18 protein-coding genes are annotated in these 16,998 nt (G+C 70.5%); 9 read left to right on the forward strand and 9 right to left on the reverse strand.

The window, feature by feature from the left end; translation table 11 throughout:
- Nucleotides 1-193: 193 nt before the first annotated feature.
- From ACGF2Y_RS25060 to ACGF2Y_RS25070, 3 genes are all read left to right on the forward strand, one after another.
- Nucleotides 194-388 (forward strand): antitoxin, encoded by a 195-nt coding sequence (locus ACGF2Y_RS25060; protein WP_392951503.1) that lies wholly within the window; start codon nt 194-196, stop codon nt 386-388.
- A 288-nt stretch (nt 389-676) separates the two neighbouring features.
- Nucleotides 677-2,272, forward strand: coding sequence for a sigma-70 family RNA polymerase sigma factor (locus ACGF2Y_RS25065; RefSeq protein ID WP_392951506.1), 1,596 nt, complete (start codon nt 677-679; stop codon nt 2,270-2,272).
- A gap of 152 nt (nt 2,273-2,424) precedes the next feature.
- The gene (locus tag ACGF2Y_RS25070) at nt 2,425-2,802 is read left to right on the forward strand and encodes a VOC family protein (RefSeq protein WP_392951509.1); all 378 of its coding nucleotides are present in this window, start codon (nt 2,425-2,427) and stop codon (nt 2,800-2,802) included.
- Between the two features lie 77 nt (nt 2,803-2,879).
- Here the strand turns inward: ACGF2Y_RS25070 and ACGF2Y_RS25075 are convergent, their stop codons facing one another.
- Nucleotides 2,880-3,221 (reverse strand): hypothetical protein, encoded by a 342-nt coding sequence (locus ACGF2Y_RS25075; protein WP_392951512.1) that lies wholly within the window; start codon nt 3,219-3,221, stop codon nt 2,880-2,882.
- 39 nt (nt 3,222-3,260) lie between these two features.
- Nucleotides 3,261-4,934, reverse strand: a complete 1,674-nt coding sequence (gene ctaD / locus ACGF2Y_RS25080; RefSeq protein WP_392951666.1) for a cytochrome c oxidase subunit I — start codon at nt 4,932-4,934, stop codon at nt 3,261-3,263.
- A 389-nt stretch (nt 4,935-5,323) separates the two neighbouring features.
- Between ctaD and ACGF2Y_RS25085 the strand changes: the two genes are divergently transcribed.
- A complete protein-coding gene (locus ACGF2Y_RS25085) occupies nt 5,324-5,983 on the forward strand; it encodes an NADPH-dependent F420 reductase (protein WP_392951514.1) in 660 nt (219 codons plus the stop codon).
- A gap of 380 nt (nt 5,984-6,363) precedes the next feature.
- On the opposite strand, the gene ACGF2Y_RS25090 is transcribed toward ACGF2Y_RS25085, so the two are convergent.
- On the reverse strand, nt 6,364-7,206 hold the full coding sequence (locus tag ACGF2Y_RS25090; protein ID WP_392951517.1) for a pentapeptide repeat-containing protein: 843 nt from the start codon (nt 7,204-7,206) through the stop codon (nt 6,364-6,366).
- Nucleotides 7,207-7,360: 154 nt separating this feature from the next.
- Here ACGF2Y_RS25090 and ACGF2Y_RS25095 point away from each other — a divergent pair, with 154 nt between their 5' ends.
- On the forward strand, nt 7,361-7,855 hold the full coding sequence (locus ACGF2Y_RS25095; protein WP_392951520.1) for a hypothetical protein: 495 nt from the start codon (nt 7,361-7,363) through the stop codon (nt 7,853-7,855).
- Nucleotides 7,856-7,920: 65 nt separating this feature from the next.
- Nucleotides 7,921-8,148: a hypothetical protein gene (locus tag ACGF2Y_RS25100; protein ID WP_392951522.1), complete on the forward strand. Its 228-nt coding sequence runs from the start codon at nt 7,921-7,923 to the stop codon at nt 8,146-8,148.
- Between the two features lie 64 nt (nt 8,149-8,212).
- On the opposite strand, the gene ACGF2Y_RS25105 is transcribed toward ACGF2Y_RS25100, so the two are convergent.
- Nucleotides 8,213-9,337: an enoyl-CoA hydratase/isomerase family protein gene (locus tag ACGF2Y_RS25105; protein WP_392951525.1), complete on the reverse strand. Its 1,125-nt coding sequence runs from the start codon at nt 9,335-9,337 to the stop codon at nt 8,213-8,215.
- Nucleotides 9,338-9,551: 214 nt separating this feature from the next.
- Here ACGF2Y_RS25105 and ACGF2Y_RS25110 point away from each other — a divergent pair, with 214 nt between their 5' ends.
- Nucleotides 9,552-11,681, forward strand: coding sequence for a SpoIIE family protein phosphatase (locus ACGF2Y_RS25110; protein ID WP_392951528.1), 2,130 nt, complete (start codon nt 9,552-9,554; stop codon nt 11,679-11,681).
- Nucleotides 11,682-11,946: 265 nt separating this feature from the next.
- On the opposite strand, the gene ACGF2Y_RS25115 is transcribed toward ACGF2Y_RS25110, so the two are convergent.
- Nucleotides 11,947-12,579, reverse strand: coding sequence for an LAETG motif-containing sortase-dependent surface protein (locus ACGF2Y_RS25115; RefSeq protein ID WP_392951530.1), 633 nt, complete (start codon nt 12,577-12,579; stop codon nt 11,947-11,949).
- 248 nt (nt 12,580-12,827) lie between these two features.
- On the opposite strand from ACGF2Y_RS25115, the gene ACGF2Y_RS25120 reads away from it, so the two are divergent.
- A complete protein-coding gene (locus tag ACGF2Y_RS25120) occupies nt 12,828-13,529 on the forward strand; it encodes a histidine phosphatase family protein (protein WP_392951532.1) in 702 nt (233 codons plus the stop codon).
- Nucleotides 13,530-13,583: 54 nt separating this feature from the next.
- On the opposite strand, the gene ACGF2Y_RS25125 is transcribed toward ACGF2Y_RS25120, so the two are convergent.
- From ACGF2Y_RS25125 to ACGF2Y_RS25135, 3 genes are all read right to left on the reverse strand, one after another.
- Nucleotides 13,584-14,072 (reverse strand): GNAT family N-acetyltransferase, encoded by a 489-nt coding sequence (locus ACGF2Y_RS25125; protein WP_392951535.1) that lies wholly within the window; start codon nt 14,070-14,072, stop codon nt 13,584-13,586.
- A gap of 39 nt (nt 14,073-14,111) precedes the next feature.
- Entirely contained in the window at nt 14,112-15,140 is a 1,029-nt protein-coding gene (locus tag ACGF2Y_RS25130) for a DUF6397 family protein (RefSeq protein WP_392951538.1), read from the reverse strand.
- A gap of 153 nt (nt 15,141-15,293) precedes the next feature.
- Nucleotides 15,294-15,707, reverse strand: a complete 414-nt coding sequence (locus ACGF2Y_RS25135) for a roadblock/LC7 domain-containing protein (protein ID WP_392951541.1) — start codon at nt 15,705-15,707, stop codon at nt 15,294-15,296.
- A 141-nt stretch (nt 15,708-15,848) separates the two neighbouring features.
- Here ACGF2Y_RS25135 and ACGF2Y_RS25140 point away from each other — a divergent pair, with 141 nt between their 5' ends.
- A complete protein-coding gene (locus ACGF2Y_RS25140; protein ID WP_392951543.1) occupies nt 15,849-16,277 on the forward strand; it encodes a PPOX class F420-dependent oxidoreductase in 429 nt (142 codons plus the stop codon).
- A gap of 25 nt (nt 16,278-16,302) precedes the next feature.
- Here the strand turns inward: ACGF2Y_RS25140 and ACGF2Y_RS25145 are convergent, their stop codons facing one another.
- Nucleotides 16,303-16,959 (reverse strand): ATP/GTP-binding protein, encoded by a 657-nt coding sequence (locus ACGF2Y_RS25145; RefSeq protein ID WP_392951546.1) that lies wholly within the window; start codon nt 16,957-16,959, stop codon nt 16,303-16,305.
- Nucleotides 16,960-16,998 lie beyond the last annotated feature (39 nt).

Here is a 16,998-nt window from a genome sequence, read left to right on the forward strand (position 1 = left end):
ACGACTCGGATGCGGCCCATTGCCACCACCTCCTCCTGGTCAACCGGTATGTGCCCCGTCGGCGCGGCTTCACACTTCCCGCCCGCCCCGGGCCCGCCCGCGCGCGTCCTCGCCGTCTCCCGGCGCGGATGCGGACCGGGCCCGGTGCGGTGACCCTTGATGTGTGGGGGTGCAGGGTCGAGGAGGAGGACGTATGTCCGCACTGGACAAGATCAAGAAGATGCTCAAGGGCCACGAGGGTCAGGTCGACAAGGGCGTCGAGAAGGCCGGTGACATGGTCGACGACCGTACGAAGGGCAAGTACGAGGGTCACGTCGACACCGCCCAGGACAAGCTGAAGCAGCAGTTCGGGACGGACCGCGACCAGGACGAGCCGCCCCGCACCTGAGTCGGCCCCGCCGGCGACCGGGCGGCCGCCGGACCGTCCGCCGCCCATCCCGCACACCGGTCCGTGCCACGGATCACCTTCCGTGGCACGGACCGGTGTGCGGTGCGCCGGGCCCTCCGCACACAGCGCCGCGTCCGGCCCTGCGGGGCCCGTCGGCGGAGGGCAGCGGGCAGCGGCCGGCGGGAAGTTTCCGGGGTTGCCCGCCGGATTCTTGTTATCGTCCCGCCCGCACCCCATCTCCCGAGTGTGGGAAGTGACAGCACCCGACCCCGGAAGAGTGAGCACAGCATGGGCAAGGATCACCCGACGGTCTTGATCGCGGCGGCGCAGGGCGGCGACCAGCGCGCCCAGGACCAGCTCGTCTCGGCGTACCTGCCACTGCTGTACAACGTCGTCGGACGTGCGCTGGAGGGTCATGCAGACGTGGACGACGTGGTGCAGGAGACCGTGTTGCACATGCTTCGGGGCCTGCCCGAACTGCGCGACCCGGAGCGTTTCCGTTCCTGGCTGGTGGCGATAGCCATGAACGAGATTCGCACGCACTGGCGCGAGAGACAGTCGGGTGGGATACCGGCGGACCGGCTGGACGCCGCGTACGACCTGCCGGATCCCCGCGCGGACTTCGTCGAGGTGACGATTCTGAAGCTCGGCCTGACCGGCCAGCGGCGGCAGGTGGCGGAGGCGACGCGCTGGCTGGAGGAGGACGACCGCGCGCTGTTGTCCCTGTGGTGGCTGGAGACCGCCGGCCATCTGTCCCGGGCCGAGGTCGCCGCCGCTCTCGCGCTCTCCCCGCAGCACACCGCCGTACGGGTGCAGCGGATGAAGGCCCAGCTGGAGGCGGCGAGGGTCGTGGTGCGCGCGCTGGCGGCCGAACCGCCGTGCGTGCTGCTGGAGGACATCACCACCGGCTGGGACGGTGTCCCCTCCGCCCTGTGGCGCAAGCGGCTGGCCCGTCACGCCCGCGATTGCACGGTGTGCTCGGGCCACGGCTCGGGGCTGGTGCCCGCCGCAGGGCTGCTCGTGGGTCTCGCGCTGGTCCCGGTGGCCACGGCAGCGGGGTCCGCTCCCGAGCTGCTCGCCACCGCAGCGCCTCTGCGGGCCCCCGGGGCGGGCGCGGACAGCACCGGGGCGGGGCGCGCCGAGCGCAGACGGGCGCAGGCCCGGCGGCGCCGTCGCAACTCGGCCGTCGCCGCCGTGGTCGCGGTCGCGGCGCTGGGCACGGGCGGCGCGGCGGTACACCTCTACACCGACGGCGACGAACGCGGAGCGTCGACCGTCACGGCCGACGCTCCGGCGCCCCGTTCGAAGGTGTCCACGCCGGCCTCGACGGCGGCGGCCCCTTCTCCCCCGGCGTCCGCCTCCGCGTCGCCCAGCGCCTCCCCGTCGCCGAGCCTCTCGCATACGCCCGAGGCGAAGCCGGGGAAGAGCACTCCGGCGCCCGCGCCCACCTCCGCCGCCCCGGTTCCGAAGCCCGACCCGCCTGCGCCCGCGCCGCCCGCCCCGGCCGGGACCGCCGGGCAGGTCACCGAGCTGGTCAACGCGGAACGGGCCAAGGAGGGCTGCGGTCCGGTGACCGTCAACGATCAGCTCAACACGGCCGCGCAACGGCACTCCGCCGACATGGAGGCCATGGACTACTTCTCGCACACCTCGCTGGACGGCCGGAACCCGGGCGACCGGATCACCGCCGCCGGGTACCGGTGGTCCACCTACGGCGAGAACATCGCCAAGGGCCAGCGGACCCCGGCCGACGTGATGCGGTCCTGGATGGACAGTCCGGAGCACCGCGCGAACATCCTCAACTGCTCCTTCAAGGAGATCGGTGTGGGGAAGCAGGATTCCGGCGGCGGTCCGGTGTGGACGCAGGTGTTCGGGGCCCGCTGAGTCCGCGCGGGGCGGGAGCCGGGATACCGCTGTGCCGAGATGCCGCACCAGGCGTCGTGAGCACGGTCATGATCGGCGGTACATCTCAAGTACCTCCAAGCACCTCCAACACCTCAAAGCACCCCAAACACCTCTTGCTCTACGATGCGGCCATGATCGCTGAACTGGAGTGCGTGGTCCTGGACTGCCCGGACCCGAGGGAGCTGGCCGGCTTCTACCGGTCGTTGCTCGGGGGCGAGGTCGACCGCCCCGACCGGCGGTGGGGGTGCGACGCGGACTGGTCCACGCTGCACACGCCCGGTGGCCTCGTCCTGGCCTTTCAGCGAGTGGCCGACTACCGGCCGCCGCGTTGGCCCGGCCAGGACTCGCCCCAGCAGTTTCATCTGGACTTCGGTGTCACCGACCAGGAGCGGGCGCACGAGGAGGTCCTGGCATCCGGGGCAGCCCTGCTCGACGCCGGGGACGAAGGAAGCGGCTGGCGGGTGTACGCCGACCCCGCCGGACACCCCTTCTGTCTCGTACGGCACTGACCGTCCCGGCTCCGCTCGCGCGCGCCCCCGTATCGTCCGGTGCGGCCGCTGACCGGCCGCACCGGAGCCCACCGGGGTCAGCGACGGACCAGCGTCAGCGCCGTGCCGAGGCAGGTCGCCACACCCACCGCGCCGGCCGAGACGGCGACGCAGCGGGCGCGGAGCCGGGTGTAGCGCCCGGTGTACTCCGCGCGCAGTTCGTCCGCGCGGTCGCGGATACGGATGAGCGACTCCCGGGACGCGGTGACACGTTCGGCGATGAACACTCGCTCGATCTCCTCACGCTGCGCCGTGGTCAACCAGGGCAATTGGCCGGTGAATCGGCGTGCCTGCCCTCGCGCCCGCTCGACCTCGGCGTTCCACAACAGGAAGCCTTCCAGCTGGGCCAGGCCTCGGGCGCTGTCCTTGTCGGGTTCCACCCGTCCTCCACTCCGTCGGGTCGTCCGCCGGGGCCGTCTTCACGCGCGCTTGTCTCCCGGGGCGATGATCGTGGAGTTCCCGGAACGGTTGGTGGCTTCCTCCAGAGAGCGGACCACCGGGTGGTGCAGGTCGAACGCCGGGGATTCGGAACGGATCCGCGGCAGGGTGACGAAGTTGTGCCGGGGCGGTGGGCAGGAGGTGGCCCATTCCAGCGAACGGCCGTAACCCCACGGGTCGTCGACCTCGATCTTCTTGCCGTACTTGGCGGTCTTCCAGATGTTGTAGAAGAACGGCAGGATCGACAGTCCGAGCAGGAAGGAGGAAATGGTGGAGATCGTGTTCAGCGCAGTGAAGCCGTCGGCGTCGAGATAGTCCGCGTAACGGCGCGGCATGCCCTCGGCGCCGAGCCAGTGCTGTACGAGGAACGTCCCGTGGAATCCGACGAAGAGCGTCCAGAACGTCGCCTTCCCGAGCCGTTCGTCCAGCATTTTTCCGGTGAACTTCGGCCACCAGAAATGGAATCCGGCGAACATGGCGAACACCACCGTGCCGAACACCACGTAATGGAAGTGGGCGACGACGAAGTACGAGTCGGAGACATGGAAGTCCATGGGCGGTGAGGCGAGGATGATCCCGGTCAGCCCGCCGAACAGGAAGGTGACCAGAAACCCTACGGCCCACAGCATCGGGGTCTCCATGGAGAGGGACCCCTTCCACATCGTGCCGATCCAGTTGAAGAACTTCACACCGGTCGGCACGGCGATGAGGAACGTCATGAACGAGAAGAACGGCAGCAGCACAGCGCCCGAGACGAACATGTGGTGCGCCCATACGGTCGCGGACAGGCCCGCGATGGCAATGGTGGCCGCGACCAGGCCGATGTAGCCGAAGACGGGTTTACGGCTGAAGACCGGGAAGATCTCGGTGACGATGCCGAAGAACGGCAGGGCGATGATGTAGACCTCGGGGTGGCCGAAGAACCAGAACAGGTGCTGCCAGAGCAGTGCACCGCCGTTGGCCGCGTCGAAAATGTGCGCGCCGAATTTACGATCGGCCTCCAGCGCCAGCAGGGCCGCGGCGAGGACCGGGAAGGCCAGCAGGACCAGGACACCGGTCAGCAGAACGTTCCAGACGAAGATCGGCATGCGGAACATCGTCATGCCGGGGGCGCGCATGCAGATGATCGTGGTGATGAAATTGACCGAGCCGAGGATCGTGCCGAAGCCGGAGAAGGCCAGCCCCATGATCCACAGGTCGGCGCCGATGCCCGGCGAGCGGACCGCGTCGTTCAGCGGGGCGTAGGCGAACCAGCCGAAGTCGGCCGCGCCCTGCGGGGTGAGGAAGCCGGCCACCGCGATGAGCGAGCCGAAGAGGTACAGCCAGTACGCGAACATGTTCAGCCGCGGGAACGCCACGTCGGGCGCGCCGATCTGGAGCGGCATGATCCAGTTCGCGAATCCGGCGAACAGCGGCGTCGCGAACATCAGCAGCATGATCGTGCCATGCATCGTGAACGCCTGGTTGAACTGCTCGTTCGAGATCAACTGAATACCGGGCCTCGCCAGTTCGGCACGCATAACCAGGGCCAGGAGCCCTCCCACGCAGAAGAACGCGAAGGAGGTGACGAGGTAGAGCGTGCCGATGGTCTTGTGGTCCGTCGAGGTCATCCACTTGATGATGACGTTGCCGGGTTCCCCGCGCCGTACCGGCATTTCGTCCTGTTCGGCGGTATCGGTCTCCACCGGTTGCGAGATGCCTCTCGTCGTCACTCAGACGCTCCTTCGATCGACGGCCCGTATGGACTCGGCGACCAGAATGGACCCGCGGCGATCGGTGCGGGGGGACATCCTTCACCGTCCGGCGCGAGCGCCCGACAAGGACACTCAAATGGCCTACGGAGAACGTCCGGTCCTTGCCCGGCCGCAACCGAAGGCGTATGTCAACGTCCCGAAGACGCTCGGATATTCCCTCGCGGAGAACGGAATAGCGCCTCTGGGCCCGTAGTTGGTGAACCGACAGAACCACCTCTGTCCGCTTCTCTTCACTCCTCTTCGCTCCTCTCCACTTCACTCCACTCGGCAAGCTTCGGAAGGTCGGACCCATGAAGATCGGCATCATCGGCGCGGGCAACATCGGCGGCAACCTGACACGGCGCCTGACCGACCTCGGACACGAGGTCTCCGTCGCCAACTCCCGAGGCCCCCACACGCTCATCGCCCTCGCCGAAGAGACCGGAGCGAAGCCGGTGACCGCGTCGGAGGCCGCACAGGACGCCCAGGTAGTCGTGGTCGCCGTCCCGCTCAAGGCCGTGCCCGACCTGCCCGCCGGATTCCTCGACGGCGCGGCGGAGGGCGCCACGGTCATCGACACGGGCAACTACTACCCGCAACAGCGCGACGGCCGCATCGCCGCCGTCGAGGACGGGCTGCCGGAGAGCCGGTGGACGGAGCAGCAGATCGGCCACCCCGTGATCAAGGCGTTCAACGGCACGTACGCCCAGGACATCCTGGACCGGGGCCGTCCGCAGGGCACTCCGGGCCGGCAGGCGCTCCCGGTGGCCGGCGACGACCCGAAGGGCAAGCAGACGGTACGTGAGCTCATCGACGAGCTGGGCTTCGACACGGTCGACGGCGGCGGCCTGGACGATTCGTGGCGCCAGCAGCCCGGTACCCCGGTGTACGGCAATCAGGGCGACGCCGACGCCATCGTGAAGGCGCTCTCCGAGGCGTCGCCGGAGCGCACGGCTGAGTGGCGCGCCTGACCCCGGGTGTCACACGGGACGGACGACCGGGCAAAGACTCCGGTCGGGCGGGAAACGGGGGTACCCGCCCGGCCGGATCGTCAGCCGGCCTCAGACCGCCCCACCCTTGTCACGGTGATCCGGACCGGGGCCGCCGGCCCCGGTCCGGCGAAACGTCGAGGACCGCCGCCCGTACACGGCCCCGTGCTGCGTCGAGGGGCCCTGCCCGTACGGCCCCGTGCTGCGTCGAGGGCCCGGTGTGACGACGGTGGCTCCGCGCGCCGTGCGGCGGATCGCCGAACCTCCGGCGGCGCAGGCAGGTGGGAGGCTGTGACGTCGCCCCGTCCCGACGGCGACGCCCGCGCATCGCCGAGCAGCCCGACCTGATCGCCCGGACAGGTCTAGTCGGACCAGTGGGAGGGGCGGATCAGCGATGCGGGAAGCGCCGTTTTCGCGGTGCCCTTGGCGGCGTTGAGCTGGGCCTGGGTGAGGAACAGGCTTCCCGTGAGGTCAGCGCCCGAGAGGTCGGCGTCACGGAAGTCCGCGCCGATGAGGTCGGCCAGGCGGAGGTCGGCGCCGGTGAGATCAGCGGCGATCAGACAGGCCCCGCGGAGGTCCGCTCCGCGCAGGTCGGCGCCCCGCAGCCGAGCCCCGATGAGGTCGGCGCCGCGGTGGTTGCGCTTCTTGCGGCGGGGCACGGTTGCCCGGACGAGTTCGCTGGCACGCAGAAGCAGTCCGGCGACCCGGTCGCGGTGACCGGCGACGTCCAGTTCCGCGAAGTCGACCGCGGGGCGCGTGGTGTGCTGTTCCGTAGCTTCCAGCGCCCGGCGGAGCTCGGCGTGCAGCGGACGTGCGGCCGGCAGCGTCAGAGCCTCGGTGAGGTACCACAGCAGTTCATGGAGCTGGCGCATGACCGGGAACACCTGGAACATCTGCGCGGCGAGGTCGGGGGACGAACGCCAGTCGCGGCCCCCGTAGGTCCCCTGTGAGACCTTCTGCCCGGCGCCGAAGCAGTCGTACACGGTGCAGCCGGAGAAGCCCTTCGGGCGCAGCCGGGTGTGGATGCCGCAGCGGAAGTCGTCCTGAAGGTTGGGGCAGGGCCGCCCGGCGGCCTTGTCGATGGCGAAGTCCGACGAGGCCGTCAGTGTGAGTGCGACGCAGCAGAGAGCGAAACAGTTCGTGCAGTCCGCGCGCAGAGCCTCCCGTCCGTTGTCGGGCACGGCGGTCGAATCGTTCTCAGGCACGGGTGGCGGGGTCCTTGCGTGGATCGTGTTGCGGAATGTGCGAGTGCAGAGCACACGAGTCTACCGAGGTGTCTCCCGGGGAACGACGCTCCCGTCGGCCTGTGCGTCCTCTGCCGGTGCACACTGGGCGCGGGACGGATCACGAGGGGGAGGCATGGGCGCTGAGGAGAGCACCGGATTCGAGCCGTCGACCGGCGATGGTCCACCGGTTGCCGGGCCCCCGGCGGCTCGGGCCGCTTCGGTGCGGACCGCGTTCGAGGGGCTGCTGCAGATCCGTCGCCTCACCGGCGCCGGACGGCCCGACCCCGAGGCCGTGCCCGCGCTGTGGGAACTCAACCGCCCGATCAGGGCGGTCGCGTTGGCGCTGGAGAGTTCGAGGGCGACACCGTCGGCCGTCGACCCGACTGGGCGTCGAGTGTCGGCCGGGTACCGGGTGAGCGACGGGGATTCGGCAGGTTCGGTACGGGTCGAGTGGACCGGGCCGTCCGGCAGCGGCGCAGCTCACGGCGAGGAGGAGGCGCTGGCCGGCTGCGCTTCGGCCTTGCGGGAACTGGGCTGGACGGTGCTGCTCTACCGGGGTCCCCGCAGAAGGCGCTACCTGGAGGTGGAGCCGCCGAGCGGGTTGTCCGGCGGGCACGGCCGGGCTTGAGGCGGCGTTGTCAGACCCATGGGAGATGCTTGAGAGTCAGACAGCTCTGAGGAGGAGAAGCTGAGATGGACAACGACGAGCTCGCCGCGGCGCAGGCGTACGTCCGCCTCTTGGAGGCCACCCGAGCAGTGCTCGCGGACCCCGACGACGCACCGGTCTACCTGCCGCTGCTCACCTCTCCGATGCGGGAGGCCGACCATGCTCTGCGCGGCGCGGGGCTGACGGGCAATGAGGACCGGCTGTTCGCTCTCGTCCGGGCACTGCAGCCGAGCCTCTCCGGCAGCGAAAGCTAGGGCCTGCGCCGGGGAGCGCCTGCACTGGGGGCCGCCTGCGCCGGAGGGTCTGCGCCGGACCGTCCTACCCGGCCTGGCCCTCCCGCGCGGGTACGTCCGTCGGCCCGGGAGCGAGGCCGAGTTCCTGTTCGCCGGGGCCGAGCGGTGCGAAGAAGCGGGCGACCTCCTGGTCGTCGACCTCCGCGAGGGAGCCCGGCTTCCACTGCGGGTCGTTGTCCTTGTCGATGATCCGGGCGCGCACACCTTCCACGAAATCAGGGTGCTCGAATGCCCGGCTGGAGACACGGAACTCCTGGTCGAGGACGGCTTCCAGGCTGCCGAGACGGGCTGCCCGGCGGACAGACGCGAGCGTGACCTTGAGCGCGAGGGGCGACTTGGTCAGGAGTTCGTCCGCCGCCGTCCCGGCTGCCGCGACGCCACAGCCGCGCAGCCGTCGGACGATCTCCTCCACGGTGTCCGCCGCATAGCAGGCGTCGATCCAGTCGCGCTGGGCGGCGAGCTCTCCGGCGGGCGGCTCCGTGGCGAACCGCTGCACGATGCCCGCCACGGGGACGCCAGGGACAGCCGGCTCGCCCAGCGCCACAGCCGGCTCGCCCAGCGCTTCGGTCAGGGCCGGCAGGAGGCGGGCCGGGACGTAGTGATCGGCCAGACCGCAGAGAACGGCGTCGGCCGCCCCGACGGAGCGGCCCGTGAGCGCCAGGTGGGTGCCCAGTTCGCCGGGGGCGGCTGCCAGCAGACGGGTGCCCCCGACATCGGGCACGAAGCCGATCGCGGTCTCGGGCATGGCCACGCGTGAGCGTTCGGTGACGACACGAAGTCCGGCGTGGGCCGATACGCCGACTCCGCCGCCCATCACGATGCCGTCCATCAGCGCGACGTACGGCTTGGGGAATCGGGCGATGCGGGCGTTGAGGCGGTACTCCTCACGCCAGAACTCCAAGGACGCACGCCCCGAGGCCCGTGCGTCGTCGTGCAGGGCTCGGATGTCGCCCCCGGCGCACAGGCCCCGGTCGCCCGCCCCGGACAGCAGCACCGCGTCGATCGCTTCGTCCTCCTCGGCGCGGGCCAGGGCCTCGTGGAGGAGCCGCACCATGGTGCGGCTGAGGGCGTTGAGGGCCCGGGGGCGGTTCAGTGTGAGGTGCAGGCAGGTGCCCCGCGTCTCCAGCAGGACGGGCCGGTCGTCGTTCATGCGTGTGCTCCGCTCACTGGGCTCGTGACACCTGGGACGCCTTCCATGGTCGCGGACGGTCCACGGCCGCCATTGCGCGACCCCCGGATCGGGCCGGGAGCGGCGGGGGCGGTGCGGGGCGGGCCGCTGTGGCACTCCGATGGATACGGCTCGACAATTGAGGACTACGGGGTGCGCCGACGCACGGCCCCGCCGGACGACCTCCGGAGCAGGAATGACCGACGACGAACGGCGGCAGGACGCCGAAGCCTCTCCGCTCCGCCGGATCGACCGGAAGACCAACGGTGAGATCCGGCAGACGGAACGCCTCGCCATGAACCGGACCGGCAGCTTCGACTGGGATCTGGACGCCCGCACCCTGGACATCGACGAGGCCGGGCTCATGGTGTTCGGCGTGGATCCGGCGACGTTCGACGCACGCCCGGCCGCACTTCTGGAGCACTTGGAACCGGCGGAACGGGCCCGGCTCGACGTCACGATCGACGAGGCCATCACCGGCGGCAGCAATTCCTACAGCGTCCACTTGCGCGTGCCGCTGGACGACGGGACCACGCAGTGGACCCACGTCCAGGCCCGCATCCTGCGATCGAAGGACGGCAGGGCCCACCGGATCGTGGGGGTCGTCCGGGACGCGACGGCGGAGGTCACCCATTCGGCCTTCGTTCTCGATCTGGAGAAACGGCGGCAGCGCCAGACCAATATCGTTGAACGCACAACGAGTGCGATGTCCCGCGCGGTGACCGTGGACGACGTGACGGCCGCCCTCACCGGGCCCGGCGGGCTGGCCCGCCTCGGCGCGGACGGTCTCGCCCTGGGGCTCGTGGAGAATTCCGCGCTGAACATCGTCGCGCTGAGCGGCGAGTCGCTCGAGGTGCTCGACGGGCTCGGCTCCGGTGGCCTCGACCGCAACCTCCCGCTCGCGGACACCATCCGCAGCGGACGCCCCCGGTTCATCACCTCCCTCGCCGCGCTGGGCCGTCGCTACCCGGAATTGGAGCCGCATCTCGGGAGGCTGAGGTTCCGGGCGGCGGCGTACCTTCCGCTGGTGGCCCAGGCCCGGTCGCTCGGCGGGCTGGCCCTCTTCTACCGCGAACGCACGGTCTTCAATGCGGACGAGCGCATTCTGTGCCTGGGCCTCGCCGCCATCGTGGCCCAGTCCCTGCAACGGGCGATGCTCTTCGACGAGGAGCGGGAGTTCGCCACCCAGCTCCAGTCCGCGATGCTTCCGCCCCGGATACAGGACGTCGAGGGCGGCGAGATCGCGGTCCGGTATCACGCCGCGTGGAGCGGCCGGCAGGTCGGCGGCGACTGGTACGACGTGATCACCCTGCCCAAGAACCGTTACGGGCTGGTCGTGGGGGATGTTCAGGGGCACGACACCCACGCGGCCGCGATCATGGGCCAGTTGCGCATCGCCCTACGCGCGTACGCCGCTGAGGGCCACCCGCCGGCCACCGTGCTGGCGCGGGCCTCGCGCTTCCTCGCCGAGCTGGACACCGAGCGCTTCGCCACCTGCACGTACGCCCAGGTCGACCTGGCGTCCGGAGCGGTGCAGGTGGTGCGGGCCGGGCACCTCGGCCCGCTGATCCGCCACCTCGACGGGCGGGTCGGCAGCCCGCAGGTGCGTGGTGGGCTGCCGCTGGGCACCTCCACGGATCTCCAGGACGAGGAGTACCCGGAAACCCGGCTCGACCTGGTACCCGGTGAGACGTTCGTGCTGTACACGGACGGCCTGGTGGAGGAACCCGGAGCCGACCTCGACTCCGGGATCGACGCGCTGCGCAACGAGGTGAGCGCGGGGCCCGCCGGGGCCGAGGCGCTGGCCGATCACCTGTCGGAACGGCTGTGGGAACGGTGGGGGTCGGGGGACGATGTGGCGCTCCTCGTCCTGCGCCGGAGCCCGGACGTGGGGTCGTCGCACGCGCCACGGCTCCACCAGTACATCCACCAGGCGGACCCGGAAGGCCTCTCGGACGCCCGCGCGATCGTGCGCCAGGCCCTGGCCGACTGGGACATGGCCGAGTTCGCCGACGATGCGGAGCTCGTCACGGGGGAGTTGTTGGTGAATGTACTCCTGCACACCGAGGGCGGCGCCGTCCTGACACTGGAAGTGCTGCCCGAACCGGTACGGCGGATCCGGCTGTCGGTCCAGGACCGGTCCAGCGTCTGGCCCCGTCGGCGTACGCCGGGCGAGACGTCCACCTCCGGCCGGGGACTGCTCCTGCTCGACGCGGTCGCCTCGCGCTGGGGAATCGAGCCCCGCGGCGAGGGCAAGGCCGTCTGGTGCGAGATCGGCCCCGCTCCCCCGCCGGCCACCGCGCCTCCGACGGACCCGGAGCGATGAAGGACCCGGAACGGTGACGGACGAACAGGGGTGACGGACGGAGAAGGGGGTACCGGAGGAAGTGAGGGGCCGCATCACCGCGGTGGCGCGGCCCCTCGACCACCGCTCGGGCGGCCTCAGCCACGGCTCGGACGGCCTCAGCCCGCCGGTCTCGAACGGCCTCCGCCTGTCGATCTCGGACGGCTCCGGCCGCTTCCTGCGTTCCTACGGCTCACGAGGCCCGCCGCCCCGACCTGCCGGCGCGGGCCCACTGAGAGCGGGAGCGTCAGTCCTGGGCGGTACGCCGCTTGCGGACGGCCCACAGGATGCCGCCGCCGGCCAGCAACACCGCGACAGCGGCGCCACCGATGGCCAGCGTCGACGACGAGCCGGTCTCGGCCAGATCCGGCGAGTTCGGGCTCGGGGCGGGCACGGCGGGCGCGGACTCCGAAGGCTGCTCGCTGGGGGTGGCGCTCGGCTCGGGCGTCCCGGTGGACGGCGTCCGCGACGGGGCCGGCTCGCTCGGGGTCGGCTCGGTCGGTGTGGGACGGGGCTCCTCGTCGCACACCTTCGCCGTCTCCGACTTGTCGATCGAGTACTTTCCGTCGCCGCCTCCGTCCTTGACGACCAGTCGGACGGTCACCGGCTTGTCGTGCTCGGGAAGCGTCAGCTTCTTGTGGAACTCACGGTCGAAGGTCTCGGTGGGGAGCAAGTCCTTGCCGTCCACCGTGACGGTCACCGTATTGGGGACGTCGCTCGTGTAGTCGGTGAGGTCAACAGTCACCTCGGAGCAGGTTACGGCCCAGGTGGGGGTGTGAGCAGCGGCCGGACCGGCGGAGATGACGCCTCCGGTCGGACCGACGACCGCAGCGGCCACGAGTGCACCCGCGCCACGCCACGATCTCCTGGGTATGGTCATGGAATCTTCCTCCAGATACTTCTCATCGCCCGTATGCCGGTGGGGCGCACAGTACTGCCATCGCCCAGGAACGACGCAGTCGCCCCGTGCGCATCCCCTCGCACCAACTCCCGGCGTCTCCCCGCTACTTCCGGCAGGACGAGCAGACCTCCCGTCGTCATGTCCTCCGGTGGTGGCCGAATGAGAGGGTGGGTTGCACATCTATCTGCCGCCGCACGCGCGCCCGAGCCTGGAGCATGACCCGTTCTATGCGAATGCTGCTGATCCGTCACGGCCAGACACCGTCCAACCTCGGCCACTTCCTGGACACCGCGCGGCCCGGCCCCGGCCTCACCGACCTGGGTCTGCGGCAGGCTGCGGCGCTGCCCGGGGCGCTCGCCGGGGAGGACATCCTCGCGGTGTACGCCTCCACCCTGACGCGTACACAGCTCACGGCCGCGCCCCTGGCCGCTGAGCGGGGCATCGAGGTCCGGATCCGTGACGGAATCCGGGAACTGTCGGCCGGTGACCTGGAGATGCGGGCCGACGAGGACGCCGTCCGGCAGTATCTGACGACCGCCTTCGCCTGGTCCGCCGGGGACGTAGCCCGCCGGATGCCCGGGGGCGAGAGCGGGTCCGAGGCGCTGACCCGCTTCGACGCGGTGGTGGCCGAGGCAGCGGAGGCCGGGGAGTCCGGAACCGTGGCGCTTGTCAGTCATGGCGCCGCCATCCGGGTGTGGACAGCCGCCCGCGCACGGAACGTCACGGTCGGGTTCGCCGCCGAACACAGCCTGGACAACACGGGCGTGGTGGTGGTCGAGGGCTCGCCGGACTCGGGATGGACGGCCCTCTCCTGGGCCGGGACGGTCGTCCCGGCGGTCACCGCGAGCGGCGCGGCGGACGGCGGCCCAGCTGGCCGCACGCTGCCGGGACCGGAGCTGGGACCGGCAACCGGTCATCCTTTCGCCTGATCTCCGCGCTCGCTTCCTCCGGCGGGGACAGGGCGGTGGTAGAACGCTACGGCGTCACAGGGCCTTGTGCATGATGTGAAGCCCCACATAGCCCTGGGTCGGGTGGTTGAAGCCCTCCGGAAGAGTGCCGACCACGTCGAAGCCGATCGACCGGTACAACTTGACGGCATGGGTGTTGGTCTCGACCACCGCGTTGAACTGCATGGCCCGATACCCTTCGGCGCGAGCCCAATCGACTGAGTGTTCGCACAGCGCGCGCCCCACTCCCCGGCCGGAGTGAGCGGGGTCGACCATATAGGTGGCGCTGGCTATGTGGGATCCATTGCCCATGTGGTTGCGGTTCATCTTCGCTGTGCCGAGCACCGTCCCGGCGTCGTCCACGGCAACGACCACGCGGCTCGGCGCCGCGACGAACCACCATCCCTCGGCGTCCTCCTTACCAAGATCGAGTGGATAGGTGAGCGTCTCGCCCGCGGAGACGATCGCATGGAAGAACGGCCAGATGGCGGGCCAGTCCTCGGAGATTGCTTCCCTGATCAACATCCGCACAGGATGACCTATCCGAACGATCGGCGCGAAAGTTTATCCGGTGCCCCGCACACGCCACCCCAGCCTGGCGAGCAACCTCTTCCGGGTCGGCACGCCCACCGCAGCAGGCCCGGACCGGACGGCCGGCGCCGCCCGGACTCCTCTGTCGCCCCCGGGGCGCGGGGCCGGCCGGTCCTCGCGTGCCCGGTCCAGCTCCAGCGCCAGGTTGACCCTCCTCCAGAGGATTTCGTCGGGGTCGTCGGCCGGCGTCAACTCCCCCATGGCCTCCCTCGCCGCCATCGACCCCGGACGTCCGAAGACCGGCTCCGGACGGACCCGTACGAGATAGGCACGTTCGTAGGGGTCGTCCACGACCTCCGCCAGTTGCACCGGATCCAGTGCCGATGCCTGGACCGCCGCCCGCGCCCAGGGGTCCGGCGTGCGGTCCAGCAGCCGGTCGATGCGCTGCGCACGCCAGTTGCGTGCCCGCCAGTCCGTGCCCGATTCCAGCATCGTGCGCATCCCCGGGGGCGTCCGCCCGGCAAGCAGCTCGGGCTCCCGGGCCGCGAACGCGGCAAGCTCGTCCGCGAGATAGAGCCAGACCACCGCGCGGTACCGGTTCAGATAGAACGTGACCGGTGAGACGCAGCCCGCCCGTGCCAGCCGGGTGAACCGTGCCGGAGCGATGTTCAGCAGGCCTGCTCCTTCCGCTGTGCCGACGGTACGGACCCGCTCCGCCAGGTCATCGGGGAAGCCCGGCTGCTCCCGCAGGCGCGCGATCTCCTCCTCACGCACCCGTGGCCGCCCACCACCCGGTGCGCCGACGACGGCGATCAGCCCCAGGTGCACCGCAAGCTCGAACTGCGCACGCCGCAGGCCCAGTTCCTGGGCCGCGCGCCCGGCCGCGACCGTCGACGCCGGGGCGGCGGACGAGGTGTGCCCACCCTCGCCTTCCGCCTCCGCGCTCACGCCCGCGGCATGAGCGCCGGCCCACGCGCTCGCGTCCTCGGCCGGCTCGCTCGCATCCTCGGCCCGCGCGCCCTGGGTCCTGGCGTGCGTTCGGAGCACTTCCCTGACCGTCATGACTGTCCTCCCCCGTCGGATCGAATACTCTGTGTGATCACAGTAGTCCGAAGGAGTCACCACCCGTCAGTCCTGTGGATAACTCTTCACCGACGACGGGAGTCGCAGGTCAGACGGGTCGGACAGGTTGACAGATCTGACAGGTCAGACAGGTCAGAAGGATCCGGTGTCCTCGGGCCCGCCCTGACGGACGGAGACTCCGAGGTGTTCGCCGACCCTGTTGACGAGCAAGGTCATCTCGTAGGCGACCTGGCCGACGTCGGCTTCGGCCGCGGTCAGTACGCACAGACAGCTGCCGTCGCCCGCGGCCGTCACGAAGAGCAGTGCCTCGTCGAACTCGACCATCGTCTGGCGGGCGCGGCCCGCCCGGAAGTGGCGCCCCGACCCGCGCGCCAGACTCTGCAGACCGGAGGAGACCGCCGCCAGATGCTCAGCGTCCTCACGGGCGAGTCCGGTGCTGGCCCCGGTGACCAGCCCGTCGTTCGACAGCACCAAGGCGTGCCGTATGTATTGCACCCTGCTGGTGAGATCGTCAAGAAGCCAGTCGAGTCCCCGGTCAAGCGGCATGTGCTCATCCTCCCCGTAACCTTCGTTCCCCGTACCCCGCTACGCGCGTAAGCCTCGCGCAACGGCCCCGTGGGGGCAAGCGTCCCTCACAGCCCGGGGTGCCGCTTCGCGCCATGCGGGGATCGGGCCGAGGATGGGCCCATGGCACACCACATGACCGATGAAGAATGGCGGGCCTTCCTCTCGGAGGGCACGCGCACGGCGAAGGTTTCGACGGTACGGACCGACGGCAGTCCGCACATCGCACCCGTCTGGTTCCTTCTCGATGGCGACTCGGTGGTCTTCAACACCGGCAAGGAGAGCGTGAAGGGGCGCAATCTCGCTCGCGACGGGCGGGTCTCCCTGTGCGTCGACGACGACCGGCCTCCCTACGCGTTCGCGGTGGTGCAGGGGCATGCCGAGCTGAGCGAGGACCCGGGGGAACTCCTGCGGTGGGCGACGCTCATCGCCCGCCGTTACGTGGCGGCCGACGCCGCCGAGGAGTTCGGCCGGCGCAACGGTGTGCCCGGCGAACTGGTCGTGCGGGTGCGGATCGACAAGGTGGTCGCGATGGCCGACTTGACCGGCTGACTGCGGGGGTCTCGACGCCGGGCCGTCAGCCGAAGGCGGCGAGGAGCCGGGCAGTGTGCATGCGCCCGGCATACTCGACCGTGCGGATCAGGACTTCCTTTCCGGAGGCCCGGTCACGGGCGTCGCACGGCACGACCGGCGTGCCCGGGTCGAGGTCGAGCGCCCGCTCGACATCGTGCTCCGTATGGTCAGGAGCGCCGGGGAAGCGGTTGACGGCGACGACGAAAGGTATCCGCCGTCGCTCGAAGTGGTCGACGGCGGCGAAGCAGTCCTCCAGCCGCCGGGTGTCGGCGAGCACGATCGCCGCGAGGGCGCCCTCGCAGAGCTCGTCCCACAGGAACCGGAAACGGTCCTGGCCCGGCGTGCCGAACAGATAGAGGGACAGGCCGGAGTGGACGGTGATACGGCCGAAATCCATCGCTACGGTCGTGGTGGTCTTCCGCTCCACCCCGTCGGTGTCGTCCCGGTCCCGCCCGCTCTCGCTCAGAGTCTCTTCCGAGTGCAACGGGCGGATCTCGCTGACCGAGCCGACCAGGGTGGTCTTCCCGGCCCCGAAGCCGCCCGCCACGATGATCTTCAGGGTGAGCGCGATGTCCTCTCCGATCATGCTCCTGCCGACGTTCCCGGGAGTGCGGTGGGCGGTGCGGTGGCTCTCGTCGCTGTCGACGTGCTCGGAGGGCATGCGTCCCCTCTCTTCGGCAATGGCTTCGGGCTTCAGGAA

The sequence above is a fragment of the Streptomyces sp. NPDC048142 genome, assembly GCF_043202835.1.
Taxonomy (GTDB): domain Bacteria; phylum Actinomycetota; class Actinomycetes; order Streptomycetales; family Streptomycetaceae; genus Streptomyces.

Coding starts and splice junctions, on each gene's coding strand:
- ACGF2Y_RS25060 (WP_392951503.1), top strand. CDS start 194: ATGTCCGCACTGGACAAGATCAAGAAGATGCTCAAGGGCCACGAGGGT.
- ACGF2Y_RS25065 (WP_392951506.1), top strand. CDS start 677: ATGGGCAAGGATCACCCGACGGTCTTGATCGCGGCGGCGCAGGGCGGC.
- ACGF2Y_RS25070 (WP_392951509.1), top strand. CDS start 2,425: ATGATCGCTGAACTGGAGTGCGTGGTCCTGGACTGCCCGGACCCGAGG.
- ctaD (WP_392951666.1), bottom strand. CDS start 4,934: ATGCCGGTACGGCGCGGGGAACCCGGCAACGTCATCATCAAGTGGATG.
- ACGF2Y_RS25085 (WP_392951514.1), top strand. CDS start 5,324: ATGAAGATCGGCATCATCGGCGCGGGCAACATCGGCGGCAACCTGACA.
- ACGF2Y_RS25095 (WP_392951520.1), top strand. CDS start 7,361: ATGGGCGCTGAGGAGAGCACCGGATTCGAGCCGTCGACCGGCGATGGT.
- ACGF2Y_RS25100 (WP_392951522.1), top strand. CDS start 7,921: ATGGACAACGACGAGCTCGCCGCGGCGCAGGCGTACGTCCGCCTCTTG.
- ACGF2Y_RS25105 (WP_392951525.1), bottom strand. CDS start 9,337: ATGAACGACGACCGGCCCGTCCTGCTGGAGACGCGGGGCACCTGCCTG.
- ACGF2Y_RS25110 (WP_392951528.1), top strand. CDS start 9,552: ATGACCGACGACGAACGGCGGCAGGACGCCGAAGCCTCTCCGCTCCGC.
- ACGF2Y_RS25115 (WP_392951530.1), bottom strand. CDS start 12,579: ATGACCATACCCAGGAGATCGTGGCGTGGCGCGGGTGCACTCGTGGCC.
- ACGF2Y_RS25120 (WP_392951532.1), top strand. CDS start 12,828: ATGCGAATGCTGCTGATCCGTCACGGCCAGACACCGTCCAACCTCGGC.
- ACGF2Y_RS25125 (WP_392951535.1), bottom strand. CDS start 14,072: ATGTTGATCAGGGAAGCAATCTCCGAGGACTGGCCCGCCATCTGGCCG.
- ACGF2Y_RS25130 (WP_392951538.1), bottom strand. CDS start 15,140: ATGACGGTCAGGGAAGTGCTCCGAACGCACGCCAGGACCCAGGGCGCG.
- ACGF2Y_RS25135 (WP_392951541.1), bottom strand. CDS start 15,707: ATGCCGCTTGACCGGGGACTCGACTGGCTTCTTGACGATCTCACCAGC.
- ACGF2Y_RS25140 (WP_392951543.1), top strand. CDS start 15,849: ATGGCACACCACATGACCGATGAAGAATGGCGGGCCTTCCTCTCGGAG.
- ACGF2Y_RS25145 (WP_392951546.1), bottom strand. CDS start 16,959: ATGCCCTCCGAGCACGTCGACAGCGACGAGAGCCACCGCACCGCCCAC.